Annotated in this window: 13 protein-coding genes; all 13 read right to left on the reverse strand. The window is 51.0% G+C overall.

Annotated features, from left to right (window positions below; genetic code table 11):
• Positions 1–59: 59 nt before the first annotated feature.
• The 13 genes from B5E82_RS15275 to B5E82_RS15340 all read right to left on the reverse strand — a co-directional run bounded on the left by B5E82_RS15275 (position 60) and on the right by B5E82_RS15340 (position 15065).
• Positions 60–1271, reverse strand: coding sequence for a hypothetical protein (locus B5E82_RS15275; protein ID WP_087308403.1), 1212 nt, complete (start codon positions 1269–1271; stop codon positions 60–62).
• Positions 1272–1289: 18 nt separating this feature from the next.
• Entirely contained in the window at positions 1290–2291 is a 1002-nt protein-coding gene (locus B5E82_RS15280) for a carbohydrate kinase family protein (protein WP_087308404.1), read from the reverse strand.
• An 86-nt stretch (positions 2292–2377) separates the two neighbouring features.
• Entirely contained in the window at positions 2378–3379 is a 1002-nt protein-coding gene (locus tag B5E82_RS15285) for a sugar phosphate isomerase/epimerase family protein (protein WP_087308405.1), read from the reverse strand.
• A gap of 18 nt (positions 3380–3397) precedes the next feature.
• The gene (locus B5E82_RS15290) at positions 3398–4534 is read right to left on the reverse strand and encodes a Gfo/Idh/MocA family protein (protein WP_087308406.1); all 1137 of its coding nucleotides are present in this window, start codon (positions 4532–4534) and stop codon (positions 3398–3400) included.
• A 42-nt stretch (positions 4535–4576) separates the two neighbouring features.
• Positions 4577–5611, reverse strand: a complete 1035-nt coding sequence (locus B5E82_RS15295) for a TIM barrel protein (RefSeq protein ID WP_087308407.1) — start codon at positions 5609–5611, stop codon at positions 4577–4579.
• A 204-nt stretch (positions 5612–5815) separates the two neighbouring features.
• The gene (locus B5E82_RS15300) at positions 5816–6757 is read right to left on the reverse strand and encodes an AraC family transcriptional regulator (protein WP_087308408.1); all 942 of its coding nucleotides are present in this window, start codon (positions 6755–6757) and stop codon (positions 5816–5818) included.
• 134 nt (positions 6758–6891) lie between these two features.
• A complete protein-coding gene (locus tag B5E82_RS15305) occupies positions 6892–7602 on the reverse strand; it encodes an ABC transporter ATP-binding protein (protein ID WP_087308409.1) in 711 nt (236 codons plus the stop codon).
• Positions 7603–7617: 15 nt separating this feature from the next.
• Positions 7618–8376, reverse strand: a complete 759-nt coding sequence (locus tag B5E82_RS15310) for an ABC transporter ATP-binding protein (protein ID WP_087308410.1) — start codon at positions 8374–8376, stop codon at positions 7618–7620.
• 4 nt (positions 8377–8380) lie between these two features.
• Positions 8381–9451: a branched-chain amino acid ABC transporter permease gene (locus tag B5E82_RS15315; protein ID WP_087308444.1), complete on the reverse strand. Its 1071-nt coding sequence runs from the start codon at positions 9449–9451 to the stop codon at positions 8381–8383.
• A 9-nt stretch (positions 9452–9460) separates the two neighbouring features.
• Positions 9461–10342, reverse strand: coding sequence for a branched-chain amino acid ABC transporter permease (locus B5E82_RS15320; protein ID WP_087308445.1), 882 nt, complete (start codon positions 10340–10342; stop codon positions 9461–9463).
• Positions 10343–10553: 211 nt separating this feature from the next.
• Positions 10554–11768, reverse strand: coding sequence for an ABC transporter substrate-binding protein (locus B5E82_RS15325; RefSeq protein ID WP_334293291.1), 1215 nt, complete (start codon positions 11766–11768; stop codon positions 10554–10556).
• Between the two features lie 211 nt (positions 11769–11979).
• Positions 11980–14088: a glycogen debranching protein GlgX gene (glgX, locus tag B5E82_RS15335; protein ID WP_087308413.1), complete on the reverse strand. Its 2109-nt coding sequence runs from the start codon at positions 14086–14088 to the stop codon at positions 11980–11982.
• Positions 14085–15065 carry an NYN domain-containing protein gene (locus B5E82_RS15340; RefSeq protein ID WP_087308414.1) on the reverse strand — a complete coding sequence of 327 codons (981 nt, stop codon included), beginning with the start codon at positions 15063–15065 and terminating at the stop codon, positions 14085–14087. The genes glgX and B5E82_RS15340 overlap by 4 nt, the downstream gene beginning before the upstream one ends.
• Between the last annotated feature and the right edge of the window lie 5 nt (positions 15066–15070).

Genomic DNA, 15070 nt, shown 5'->3' on the forward strand with positions numbered 1-15070 from the left:
CCCCCCCCCCCCCCCCCCCCCCCCCCCCCCCCCCCCCCCCCCCCCCCGGCTCAGCGTATCTATACTACCTCTTTCTGTTCCTGTTTCCGCATTTTCTCCGCGAAATCCATGATTTCGCGGACGCTCACGCCATCCATATAACGCTGGTAAAACGGCAGGATGTAGAACCAGAGCGGGCTGCTCTCTTCCAGACACGCGATCGTACCCAGCACCTGTCTGGCCTTCTCCATGCTCTGCTCCTCTCCCGATTCCCGAATATATTCATAGACGGCGCCGGCCGTACCCACGCTGATGAACACCGGATAAATCCCATTTTCCAGGCAGAGCAGGGACGCGCCGGTCAGCCGGTCCGTGGGAGAAAGCTTCCGCTTCGGATCTCCGCCCACACGGCTGCAGGTATCCTTCAGCGCCCGGTTTTTGAACCGCATCAGAAGATCCTGAAAATGGCGGATCAGCGGTTCCACCGATACCCCATAGGCTCTGGAAAGCGCCAGGGCACTTTCCAGCATTGCATTCTGCACAATGTTCTGAATACAGGGATCTTCAATCGCCTCAGAAATATAGTCCCTGTGGGTATAAAGTCCCAGATAGGCGCAGACCGCATGGCCCATATTGTGTACAAACAGCTTTCTTCTGATATAAAAATCAAAGGGCTCAAAGGGAATCATATTCTGAATCTCCGGTATTCCGCCCTTGAAGGCCGCCTTATCCACCGGGAGAAACCCGTACCGCTCCACGCAGACGCGTAAGGGATTTCCTGCCTTCATCTCCTCTGTCTGCACCGGCACCATCCTTCCGATGGACGCTTCCACCAGCCCGATATTCTGCTCAAACCAGGACGCTTCTTCCTCTGTCAGCTTTTCTTTGATCATCCCTTCCAGCACCTTGTTGGCGTCAAGCAGATTTTCACAGATGATTATGTTCAGCGGACCGCCCTGCCTCTGCATTCTCTTCCGGATTCCTGCTGCCAGATTGGGAACAATATATTTCAGCACATTGACGCCCACCGCCGTGGCCATAATATCTGCTTCCGCAATTGCTTCTGCGGCCGCTTCCTGATCGTTTCCATTTACCGCGCAGACGTTTGTCACCTCAATATCCTCATGGCCTTCGCTGGATACGATCCGCACCGGATATTTCTTCTCCCGGTTCAGCCCTTCGATGACCGGTTCCGCCACATCAATGAAGGTCACTTCATAGCCCGACATGGAAAACAGCATTCCGATAAAGCCGCGGCCGATATTGCCGCCTCCGTACATGACTGCTTTCATTTTTCCATTTTCCTCCCATCAGCCAAATCTGTCCCAGAGCTTCAGAACTTCTTCTGCCGTCCCTACTCCTTCTGAGGCCCCCGGCTCTGAAAGGGATGCCGCGGCAGCGCAGGTGCCAAGGCGGATGCTTTCCGGAAGCGCCCATCTCTTCTGCGCCCCATAAAGCACTCCCGCGCAGAAAGCGTCTCCCGCTCCCACCGTTCCCTTGATATAGCCTTCCGGCAGTCTGAGGCTTGACAGGCTCACATATCTGTTTTCTTCATCCAATCCGTATCCGCCCTCAGGACAGTGAATCACTGCCCATGTGGAGACACCCAGCTCTTTCATTCGTTCCAGGGCCTCTTTCATGTTTTCCGGATACAGTTTTTCACTCTCGTCCCTGAGTGGCACGCCCGTGATCTGCTGAGCTTCCAGTTCGTTGATCACGCAGTAATCGGTATACCGGAGAGCCGGAGGAACCAGCGTCCGGAAACGGTCTCCCGTCTCTGTCACCACATCGATGGAGGTCTTCAGACCCCGCCGCCGGGCTTCTGCCAGAAGCCGCGCCATCTTCGTTCCGTATTCCGCATCCTCCTGGTCAAGAGCGTCCAGCAGAAGAATATATCCCACATGCAGAAGCTCCGCGTCTATTTTCTCCCAGTCGATAAAACTCTCATCAAAAAGAGCGTTTGCGCCCCGGTACTGAAAAAAGGTTCTGGCCTTTGTTCTGTTGTCACTCATAACCGCCGTAAAGGAGGTAGCCCCCTTTCGTCCAAGCAGGCTCAGGTCCACGTTCCTGTACTTCCCAAGCTGTTCCAGAATAAAATCGCCCTCCGCATCCTGGCCGATGACGCCCAGGGCAGACAATGGCAGACTTTTGTCCATCCTGGCCAGATCGGTAACTACATTACAGACAGCCCCTCCCACGGAGCGGGTTATCCCCTCTGTGATCGTCGTCAATTCACTCTGCCTGGGCCAGCGTTCTATGGGATAGGTGATGTCTACGACTAAATTTCCCGCCACACAGATTCCCTTCCGCATGTTTTTCCCTCCTGCCTCTGCTTTTTCCTTCCTGCAGAATCCGCGTGCCAGGGGCGCACGCCCCCGGCACAGCGGAATTTCCTGTCTTACTCGTTTTTCAGCGCATCGTCAAAAGCGAAATCAGAAGCCGAGAAATTGATCTGCTTTGTAAACTCGCAGGCCTCCGTTCCTCCGAATACACGCTCCATTCCACTGTCTTCCCACTCGATAGACAGCGGCCCTGTGTAGCCCTTCTGATTCAGCACACGGATGATATTATCAAAATCCACGTCTCCATGGCCCGGAGAAACAAAATTCCAGCCTCTTCTCTGATCCCCAAAGGTAATATGGGAACCGAGAATTCCGTTTCTTCCATTCAGATTCAGTTTTGCGTCTTTGATATGTACATGGTATACCCTGTCTGCAAAATCAAAGAGGAACATGGCCGGATCTACTCCCTGCCAGATCAGGTGGCTGGGATCGAAATTGATTCCAAGGGTGGGCCTCCACTCAAAGGTATCCAGCAGCTTCTTCGTGCTCCAGTAGTCAAAAGCAATCTCGGTGGGATGCACCTCAAGGGCAAGCTTCACGCCGCATTTATCATATTCGTCCATAATCGGCGTCCAGAGTTCCTTTACCTTCTGATACCCCTCTTCCACCATTTCTTCAGAAGTCTGAGGGAAGGAGTACCAGAATTTCCATATGGGGGAGCCCATAAAGAAAGTCACCACATCCACGCCCAGATTTTTCGCTGCATGGGCCATAATCTTCATCTCTTCCACAGCCCATTTCTGAATCTCATCCGGTTTTCCCGCAAGAGCAGAAGGCGCAAAGCCGTCCAGACGCGGATCGTAAGCCCACGGAAGGGAATCCGATACACACTGTCCGGTCAGGTGCGCGCTGATGGCCCAGCAGCCCAGATCGTATTTTGCCAGAGTTTCTCTGATTTCTGCAGCGTAAGCCGGAGTCTCTGCCATCTTCGCCGCATTGAAGTGAGCGTCTTTGGCCAGCTCCAGTCCCTCGTATCCCATCTGCTGCGCGAGCCTACAGATCTCTTCCAGCGGAAGATCACCCCATTGAATCGTAAAAAGCGTTACCGGTCTTGCCATCCTTTTGTCCTCCTCTCTCTATACTTCTACCCACACGTTTCCTTTTGCGTTGCTTTCCAGACAGGCCTCCACATATTTCAGTCCGGCCACGCCTTCTTCTATCGTCGGATAATCGATGAGCTCCGGCGTGAAATGTCCTTCCTTTTTCGCCTTCACACAGGCCCCGAAACTGTCATAGAGATTTCCCATGGCCTCCAGCCATCCCTCCGTATGACCAGAGGGCAGTCGTCCGTACTTTGCCGCATCCGGCGTTACAGCTCCATAACCGCGCTTTACAGAGCGGGCAATGCCGTCTTCCCGGATCAGAATCACTTCTTCCGGATTTTCCTGGAACCACAGAAGCGTACCCTTGGAGCCGTAGATCCGGAGCCGCAGGCTGTTGTCACAGCCGATGGCAAACTGGCTGGTCCAGTTGATTCCGGTGGCGCCTCCCTCATATTCCACCAGAATCTGATCGTTGTCGTCCAGCTTCCGCCCGGGAACGACCACATCCATCTTTGCCAGCACCCGCTTGATTTTCAGCCCGGTCACAGTGGCCACGGCATTTTCCACATGAGTTCCCAGATCTCCCAGGCAGTTCACTCTTCCAGACTGGGCGGGATCACAGCGCCATTCTCCCTGCTTGCCGCCCCAGCTGTTTTCATCGTAAAGCCAGCCCTGCGGATATTCTGCCATCACAGTACGAATCGTTCCGATCTCTCCGTTTTTCACCAGGTCCCGCATATATTTCATCGTTACATGACCTGTATAGGTATAGGTCACCATAAAGAGAAGATCCTTTTCATCCGCCGTCTTCTTCAGATCCTCCGCCTCCTGAACCGTAGTAACCAGAGGCTTGTCGCAGGCCACATGAATTCCTGCTTCCAGAAAAGCCTTCGCAATGGCGTAATGGGTATTGTTGGGCGTCACAATCACAACAAAATCGATCCCGTCCTCCCGCGCAGCTTCTGCCTCCGCCATCTCCTGATAGCTGGCATAGCAGCGCTCCGGCTCCAGTCCCAGCGCTTTTCCCTGTTCCAGCGTCTTCTCCGGTGTTCTGGAGAAGCAGCCTGCCACAAGCTCTGCTGTTCCGTCCAGACTGACTGCCTTTCTGTGAGCGTCTCCAATGAAGGCTCCGGGGCCTCCGCCGACCATTCCATACCTAAGCTTTGCCATTTTCCGTCCTCTCCTTTCCTCTCTCTTTTCCTCACGCTCTGTCTATTTCAGACCCATCAAAAGCTCCATCACATACATTTCCAGTCCTTCAAAATCTCTGTTTTCCACACATTTCTTCTGGAATTCATAATCAAAACGGTCTACCTTTTCCTCCAGGGCCCTGAAGATTTTCAGGCTGTTTTCCAGATGCTTATAGCTGTCCTCATCCGTCGTGGTCCGAATGGCTTTCACATCCAGCCCCACATACTCCCCATGTTCTCCATATCCGTTCTCTTTCAGAACCTTTACCTGATTAAAGGCAGCACGCAGATTCTCCACGCCAAAGCTCTTATCCTGATCGTATTTCATTCCGTTCTGATCATTCAGGTGCACCGTCATCAGCTTGCCCATAGCCAGCGCAAAGCCAATCTCATGAGCCGGGTCAAGGCCTGCCAGTACCGCATGGGCGCTCTCCAGATTTCCTCCTACCCGGGAAGGATCGATGGTCGCCGCGGACACCGCCATGACGTGCCCCATGGTTCCGCAGATACTCCGGTCAATGGGCTCATTGGGCTTTGGCTCGATGCAGATCCGGATGGTCTTATCATACTCCAGCATCTTGTTGATTGCCTCAATCAGCATCTTCGTGGCCCACACCGGGGACTTGGACTCCGCGCAGAGGGTTCCTTCGCGGGCCAGCCACAGTACAATCAGATCACAGCCCAGCTCTCTGGCAATATCAATCGAACGATACGCCCTCCACATGGCATACTCTCTGTCTTCCGCCCGGGTACTCATAAAACCGCCGTCTATCGTATGGGAATCCATCCAGAGGCGGGGAGCCACAAACTCCGCTGCCAGTCCGTATTTATCCAGCAGCGCTTTCATTTCCCGTGCTTTTTCCCTGATCTCTTCTTCCGTGTATTGATTGATGTTCGGAACCGCGTCGTCATCGTGAAACTGAACCGCAGAAAATCCCAGCTCGGCAAATTTTTTAAATTTTTCCTCAATGGGAATATCTTTTCTGGTTTCTGGACCGTAGGAGTCTGCTCCCGGATGTATGTTCCATGGTCCTACGGAAAATCTGAATCTGGACATATGTCTGACCTCCTTTATATATTGTACTAATATAAATACAATATAGTATGAAAGGCGGATGGACGCATTGCTTATCTTAACTTTTCCCACAGATTAATTTGCTGTTTTCTCCCTGAAGCTTTTTCTCCCCATACAAAAAGGACGCCCCTGAAAAGACTGAAAAGTCTTCTCTGCAGGCGTCTTTCTGACACTCATTGATTTTCTCTATCTTCCATACCGCTCTTCCGCAATTTTCAGAATCTCCAGACTGTCCTCTGTGGAACAGAAGGTCTGTGTATTGATCACATCCTCCTCTTTCCTGTCTCTTAAAACTGAGATTTCATGGCTGCTTCTGTATTCCATGGGAGTATAGCCAAGCTGTTTTTGATAGATCTTATTCAGATAGCGGTAATCGGAAAATCCGCACTCCATGCAGATCTCCGTGATGCTTCTGTTTGTCTGCTCCACCATCTTTCTGGCACGCTCAAACCGCCGCAGAGCGATGTATTCCTGAAAGGAAATCCCCAGCATTTCCCTGAAAAAATGAGACAGATAGTAGACAGAAAGGCCCTCAAGCTCAGATATATCCGAAAGCAGCAGCTTCTCCGTAAAGTGGTTCTCCACGTAGTCCATGATACGGCTCATCCGCTTCCCCTTCGTATAACGCTCTGATTTTTCCTTTTCCGAAATCAGATGGCAGGGCTGGCTGCGCAGCAGTTCCCCGAAAAATTCCGACAGATAGGCCATGCAAAAGAATTCATATCCTTCCTCCTTTTTCAGATATGCGGAAGCAAGCTTTAAAATCAGCGACTGCATTCTTCTCCTCAGCTGCTTATCTCCGTCTGCCAAAGCAATGCTTCCAAACTCCAGTCTTGAAATTTCCGGATAAATCCTTTTATAGAAACCGGAAGCCACCTGCACAGAAAGGATCAGGGAATTCTCCGTCAGACCATGGAGCTCATGAGTCTGCCGGGGATTGAATAAAATCAAATCTCCCTTTCGGAAGTCCTGTCTCTGCCGGTTCGTATAGACCGCGACTTCTCCGGAAAGAATCATGCAGATCTCAAACTCCCGATGCATATGGGGACACCGGTATGTCATCTCTACCAGAAAAATATTCAAATCCTCAATCTGGGAATGTTCCACGATTTCATACTCTTCCTTCATGTCTTCCCTCCAGACAGGCTTTTCTGCATTGAACGGACAGGAAAAGCATCTTTCCCTGTCCGGAGCGATACTGCGGGCATATCGCGCAAAAAGAGCGACACAGACTTCTCATATGCCGCCCTTCCCTATCCATTTTATTCACCCAGATAGGCTTTTTTCACCTGTTCATTATCCAGCAGATCCTTCGCATTGCCTTCCAGCACAATCCGTCCTGTCTCCAGAACATATCCTCTGTCTGCGATAGAGAGCGCCTTCTTCGCGTTCTGCTCCACCAGAAGCACCGTGGTGCCGCTTTTGCTGACCTCCTGAATGATATCAAAAATTTCATTTACAAAGATGGGGGAAAGACCCATGGAGGGCTCGTCCATCAGGATAATCTTCGGGTGGGACATAAGCGCCCGTCCCATAGCCAGCATCTGCTGCTCACCGCCTGACAGCGTACCCGCGATCTGATTCTTTCTTTCTTCCAGACGTGGAAAACGCTTATATACCCGAATCAGAGTCTCCTCTATCTCTTCCTTATCTTTTCTTGTAAAAGCGCCCAGCTTCAGGTTATCCAGAACAGAAAGCTGTGCGAATACACGCCGTCCCTCAGGAACATGGGCCATGCCCATGGACACGATCTTGTGGGCCGGAACGTGGGTAATCTCCTGTCCCTCGAAGAAAATCTGGCCCTTCTTCGGAGAAATCAGGCCTGTAATAGTCTGAAGCGTCGTCGTCTTTCCGGCGCCGTTAGCTCCGATCAGAGCGATTACCTCTCCTTCATTGACCTCAAAAGAAATTCCTTTTATAGCCTGAATCACGCCATAAAATACTTCTATATCCTTGACTTCCAGCATTGCCATAACTACTCGTTCCTCCTATTCTCCAAGGTAAGCCGCGATGACCTTCGGATCGTTCAGTACCGCCGTGGTCTCGCCCTCTGCCAGGATCTGTCCGAAATTCAGAACCGTCAATCTCTCACAGATGCCGGACACCAGTTTCATATCATGTTCAATCAGAAGAATAGTCATGTGGAACTCATCCCGCACAAAACGGATGGTCTTCATCAGTTCCTGCGTCTCATTGGGGTTCATGCCCGCCGCAGGCTCATCCAGAAGCAGCAGTTTCGGATCAGTCGCCAGCGCTCTGGCGATCTCCAGCTTTCTCTGCTGCCCGTAAGGCAGATTGGAAGCTTTATAGTACGCTTCCTTATCCAGACCGAATACTTTCAAAAGTTCCATGGCCCGCTCATTCATTTCCTTTTCCACCCGATAATATTTCGGCAGACGCAGAATGCCTGTCAAAGTGGAATAAGGATGATGGTTGTGAAGTCCTGCCTTCACGTTGTCCAGAACGGTCAGTTCACTGAAGAGACGGATATTCTGAAAGGTACGGGCTATGCCGTGTCTGTTGATCTCTATGGTCTTTTTCCCGGTAATATTCTCCCCGTCCAGCATGATATAACCATCCGTAGGTTTATATACTCCTGTCAGCAGGTTGAAAATCGTCGTCTTTCCCGCACCATTGGGTCCAATCAGACCGTACAGCTCGCCCTGCTCAATAGTCAGGTTAAAATCGTCTACAGCACGCAGGCCTCCGAAGGAGATTCCCAGATTTTTTACTTCCAGCAGTGCCATTTTTCTATGCCTCCTTCGTCTTCTTTCGTTCAAAGAACAGCTTAATCCGTTCCTGAATCTCCTGTCCTCCCGGACTGGAGGTAAAGATCATCGTAGCAATCAGGATTACCGCGTAAATCAGCATACGGTAATCGTTCAACCCTCTTAACAGCTCCGGAAGAAGGGTGAGAACCACAGCCGCAATCATAGAGCCCCGAATGTTTCCTATGCCTCCCAGAACTACAAATACAAGAATCGTAATGGACATGTTATATCCAAAGTTTTTGGGCTGCGCCTGCAGGGTAGAAAGGTTATGCGCGTAAAGAACACCTGCCGTACCAGCCAGCGCCGCTGAAACGGAAAAGGCCAGAAGCTTGTATTTTGTCACATTGATACCTATGGATTCCGCTGCAATCCGGTTATCCCGGATAGCCATGATCGCCCGTCCGGTTCTGGAATTGATCAGATTTATCACAATGAAAAGCGTAATCAAAATCAGAACGACTCCAATCAGGAAAGTGGAATCATTCGGCGTGCCTGTAATTCCCTGCGGTCCTTTGATGATCACGTCGCCTCCCTGTTCCAGTCCCAGGGAAATACTGTCCTTTGTGGAAATGTGAAACCCTCTGCTGTCGCGTCCAAGATAAATCACATTAACCACGTTCTTGATAATCTCACCAAAAGCCAGCGTCACAATGGCCAGATAATCACCTTTAAGACGGAGTACCGGTACTCCGATCAGAATTCCGAACAGAGCCGCAAACACCGTACCAATCAGAATGGCCAGAGTGAAGCGGATGCCTGCTGCCGGGATCATCTCCTCCATGCATCTGGAAAAGAAAGCGCTCGAAAAAGCTCCCACACACATAAAGCCTGCGTGTCCCAGACTCAGCTCACCGGAAATACCCACTGTCAGGTTCAGAGACACCGCCAGAATCACATACATACACAGGGGTACGAGAAGTCCTTCCAGAAGACTGGATACCATACCGGCACGCAGAAATATCTCTACAATAATATAAGCTGCCACCACTATTCCATAGGTGATGATATTGCTCTTTGTTGTCCTGCTTAAATTATGAGTTTTCGTTTTCATTCCATTCACCTACACTTTCTCCTGAATCTGCTTGCCGAGAAGACCAGTCGGCTTCACAAGCAGCACAATGATCAGCACGGCAAACACAATGGCATCCGCCAGCTGGGAAGATACATAGGCTTTTCCCAGAATTTCTATGACACCCAGAAGAATACCGCCGATAAAGGCTCCGGGTATGGAACCGATACCGCCGAAGACTGCTGCCACAAAAGCTTTGATGCCGGGCATGGAACCCGTGTAGGGAGTCAGAGAAGGGTAGGAAGAACAGAGCAGTACGCCTGCAATGGCTGCCAGCGCGGAACCGATCGCAAAGGTCAGCGCAATGGTGGAGTTCACATTAACACCCATGAGCTGCGCAGCTCCACTGTCCTCGGACACTGCCAGCATGGCCCGTCCGGATTTGGAATATTTCATGAAAGTCATCAGACCAATCATTATGATGATACAGGCGGCTACCGTCACAATCGTCTCTCCGGAAATTACAAGGGCTCCGTCTGCCAGAGTCAACGGTTCTATCGTTACGACAGAGGTAAAGGATTTCGTATTGGCTCCGTAAATCAGAAGAGCTACATTCTGCAGAAAATAACTGACTCCGATCGCCGTAATCAGAACAGCCAGCTTGGAAGCCTTGCGCAGAGGCTTGTAGGCGATGCGCTCAATCGCCATGCCAAGCAGCGTACAGGCCACCACAGAGATCAGAACGCCTATCACCGGGGGAAGACCTGCGCCGCTGACCGTGGAAAATACCACGAAAGCTCCGATCATAATAACATCTCCGTGCGCAAAATTCAGCATTTTCGCAATACCGTATACCATGGTGTACCCCAGGGCAATGATCGCATACACACTTCCCAGGCTGATTCCATTCACCAGGTAGGATATAAATCCTATCATACATAACACCTCTTTATCTTTTTAGTCATTGCCGGCTCTGTAAGGGACAATCCGGCTGTCAGAGCAACAATTTGCACTATATTATAGCACAGAACCAAAGCCTGCACAAGTAAAATCAAAGACCCTGCTGCCATTCTTCCTGTTTTCAAAAAACAGAGGGAGCCCCTTTAAGGGTTCCCTCTGTTGGGTAGCCGTCTATATCCGGAATTTACAGCTCGGTGTACTCGCCATTGACAACCTGTACTACCAGCGGCGCCTTATTCGGCTCGCCGTCTGTCCAGGTGATGCTCTTTCCGGTTACGCCGTCATAGGTAACGGAAGGCATAGCACCTACCATAGCATCACACAGATCGGAAGCGCTCATGTCCGGAGTAGCGCCGGCAGCCTCGATGGCAGCCTTTACCACATATACGGAATCGTAAGCGTCAGCAGCGAACTGGTTCGGAGTCTCGCCATAAGCTTCCTCATACTTGGTTACAAAGTTCTGAACCATCTCATCCTCAGACTTGGCAACAAACGGAGCCAGGAAGGTCAGGCCCTCAGCCAGAGCCACATCAAAGTTCTCTACGCCCAGGATGCCGTCCATGCCGTCACAGCCGAAGAATACCGGCTCATATCCCTGCTTGTCGCACTCAGCAAGCACCAGGGACGCCTCTGTATAGTAGAAAGGCATGAACAGAAGATCTGCTCCTGCTTCTTTGGACTTCTGAACCTGTACGGAGAAATCAGTCTTGCTGTCAGCTGTGAAAGCCTCAACAGACACAATTTCGAACGGCTGGTTCGCAGCCTCAGCAGCAAATGCCTCATAGATACCTGTGGAGTATACGTCAGAGCTGTCATAGATAACAGCTACCTTGGTAGCCATTCCGTTCTCGCCAATGTATTTTGCGGACTCAGTACCCTGTGTCGGGTCAGAGAAGCACATACGCAGTGTATTCTCATACTGTACACACTCTACAGCAGTTCCGGAAGGTGTGATCTGGAACATGTTGTCATTGTGAGTCTCCTCAGCAACCGCGATACAGGGAGCACTGGTAACAGTTCCTACCAGAACCTGCATGCCCCAGTCCTTCAGAGTATTATACGCATTGATGGCCTTCTCGGAATCGCCCTCATCATCCTGGAAGTCGTAATTAATCTGATATCCGTTGATTCCGCCTGCTGCGTTGATCTCGTCAACTGCGATCTGAATACCATTCTGTACGGCTGTTCCGTAAATGGCTGTTCCTCCGGTAATCGGTCCGATGCCGCCAATCTTAAAGACAGCCTCTCCGCTTCCTTCACTGTCCGACGCTTCAGTCGTGGTGCTCTCCTCTGTGGCTGCGCTGTCTGTCTCCGCGCTGTCACTGGAAGAATTTCCACATGCCGCGAGGGAAAGAGTCATTGCGCCCACCAGCAGTAAGCTTAATGCCTTTTTCATAATAGTTTCCTCCTTTATAGAAATTCGATATATTACTATATCGTTTCTTATCTTACTCCCAGGAAATAAAATTTGTCAATTCTTTTTTGCAAAAAAATACAGGAAAAGCGCCGGTTTCTGTGAAAAAATGCATAAAACAGGGGCGTTTCACGCCCATTTATGCGCAAAATGCCCCTGAAACTGCCTGTAATCCCTTTTACGGCCGCCGCCCTGTTCAGTTCTGCCGTTTCAGGCATCCTTCCAGAACCGCCACGCTTCTCGGCTTCAGACAGATTTTATCCTGGCCGGCGCAGGATTTTCCTTCCGGATAAATCTCTCCGGCCTCTCCCTCTCCGGTACAGACACATATCTCCCATGCATCATCTTTCGGCAGAGCCGGAAGTTCCAGCCAAACCTCCTCCCACCAGGGATTTACCGCCAGAAAGACCAGGTCATCCCTGCCTGTTCTTCCGTCATAGCCCGCGTACAGGACACCGAAGGCCTTCGTATCCGCAGTCAGATTTCCATCCCAGGCATGTTCTTTATGAATACTGATCTGCGGAAAACCGCACATAGCTGCCGGAAGCTCCCGGGTAACTGCCGGATGCCTCTTTCTAAAGGCAATCAGAAACCGGAAAAACCGGAACAGCTCCTGATTTTTCTCCAGGAGCCCCCAGTCCAGCCAGGAAATCTCATTGTCCTGACAGTAGGCGTTGTTGTTGCCGTACTGCGTATTCCCGAACTCATCTCCGGCCAGGAACATGGGCGTCCCCCGGCTGCACATAAGTACTGCGCAGGCATTTTTCATCAGACGCAGGCGGAGCCGGTTCACTTCCGGATCATCTGTCTCTCCTTCTGCCCCGCAGTTCCAGCTGCGGTTATCATTTGCTCCGTCCGTATTGTTCCACCCGTTGGCTTCATTATGCTTTTCATTGTAGCTGTACAGATCCCGCAGGGTAAAGCCGTCATGACAGGTCAGAAAATTCACAGAGGAATTGTAGCCGCTGTAACCGCTCTTATTTTCCGCATACAGATCATGAGAGCCTGTAATCCGGCTGGCGGCCTCCGGCGCCAGCCAGTATTCCCCTTTCAGAAAGCTCCGGAGGGTGTCGCGGTATTTTCCGTTCCACTCTGCCCAGCGCTTCCAGGAGGGAAAACTTCCCACCTGATACAGCCCGCCCGCGTCCCAGGCCTCCGCAATCAGCTTTGTATTTCCCAGAAGCGGATCGAAGGCCAGCCGCTTCAGAAGAGGCGGATTGCTCATGGGAGAGCCGTCCTCACTGCGCCCGAGAATGCTTGCCAGGTCAAAACGGAAACCGTCTACCCGGTACTCGCTGACCCAGTACCTTAAGCATTCCACAATCATCTCCTGAACCACAGGATGATTACAGTTCAGCGTATTGCCGCAGCCGCTGAAATTATAATAATAGCCGTCCGGCGTCAGCATATAGTAAACCTGATTATCAAAGCCTTTAAAGGAAATGAAGGGACCATGCTCATTGCCTTCCGCCGTATGGTTAAATACCACATCCAGAATCACTTCAATGCCCGCCAGATGAAGCTCGCGGATCAGCTCCTTCAGTTCTCTTCCTTCCCGGTTATATTCCTCCGCCGCCGTATAGCTGGTATTCGGCGCGAAAAAGCTTACCGTATTGTAGCCCCAGTAATCGAGAAGCTGGCGTCCGTCTACCTCCCGCTTTCCCATGGTCTCGTCAAATTCAAAGATCGGCATCAGTTCCACCGCCGTGATGCCAAGCTCCTTCAGATAAGGGATCTTCTCCTTCAGTCCCGCAAAGGTACCCGGATGTTCTGTACCGGAGGAAGCATGTTTGGTAAATCCCCTCACATGAAGTTCGTAGATAATCAGATCGCTCATCTCATAGAAGGGGTCCGGCGCGTCTCCCCAGTCGAAATTGTTTTTTACTACCCTCGCGTGATAGAGTCCGTCCTTCCTCTGACTTTCTCCCCAGACACTCTGGCCTGTCACGGCTCTGGCGTAAGGGTCCAGAAGCACATGCTTCCGGTCGAACAGCAGCCCTTTTTTCGGGTCCCAGGGGCCGTCCAGCCGATAGGCGTACTCAAATTCCTCGATATCCAGGCCAAACACAATCATGGAATACACCTGACCGATTTTATAATGATCCGGGAACCTTAACACCGCGTAGGGCTCTTCTTCCTTTCTGTGATATAAAAGAAGCTCACAGGAAGATGCTCCCTGTGAGTGCACGGTAAAGTTGACAGCCCCTTCCAGGGCTGTCGCTCCATATACTTCATAAAAGCCGGGGCGTACCAGAAAACCGGACACCACATCCAGCGGTTTCAGCGCCTTACGTTCTTCTTTCATGATTTCTTCTCCTTGATGCTGACCAGGTTGCCGTTTACCGAAAGCTGGCGGATGCTCCGCAGAAAACTGGACAGGCGGCTGTAGCCGTAATCCTTGATATCAAAGGAAGGATGCTTCTTGTGAATCTCTTCATAGACCAGTGAAAGATTCTCCACCTGGCCTCCGTTATTTTTCACAAAAAGCAGGATCTCCTTTTCCAGCTTCTGGCGGTCCAGCTGACCGCTTAAGCCTACCGCGTAGGCAGAATCCACCCGGTACAGGGAAAGTCTCGGGCAGGTGTCCTCCAGAAATACCACCAGTTTTGTATAACCATAGTTACGCACGTCAAAATCTGTAAATTTGTCGTTCAGACGGCTTCCTATCTCACCCAGATAAGTGATCTTTCCCTTGTTCTCATTGTCATTGATAATGGAAATCACCGCTTCCTCAATCTGAGCAATGGGCGTAACCGCGCTTCCGTGTTCTTCTTCCGCAGCTCTGCCTCCCTTCTTCCGGGAGTTTGCGGGAAGAGCGGTCTCCTCGTCATTCACCTGCTTATTGATCAAATTCAGATGAATGAATTTATTGCAGGCTTTGGTCAGGGCCATGGGCGTCTTGGATTCTCCCATACCGATCACGTACATGTTTTCTTCCCGGAGCCGCATGGCAAGCCGCGTAAAATCACTGTCGCTTGTTACCAGGCAGAAACCGTCCACCTTCCCCGAATAAAGAATGTCCATAGCGTCGATGACCATAGCCATATCCGTAGCGTTCTTTCCGCTGGTATAGGCAAACTGCTGTACCGGCGTGATGGAATTTTCAAGAAGAATCTCCTCTTTCCAGCCGTTCGCCTTGTTGGACCAGTTGCCGTAGATGCGGCGGAAAGACGCGTATCCGTAATTTTCAATCTCATTAAAGATACTGGACGCGTATTTCGCGCTGATATTATCCGAATCTATCAGAACCGCAAACTGTTTCTTTTCTTCGATAATCTCCATTTACA

The sequence above is a fragment of the Lachnoclostridium sp. An138 genome, from assembly GCF_002160765.1.
Classification (GTDB): domain Bacteria; phylum Bacillota; class Clostridia; order Lachnospirales; family Lachnospiraceae; genus Laedolimicola; species Laedolimicola faecalis.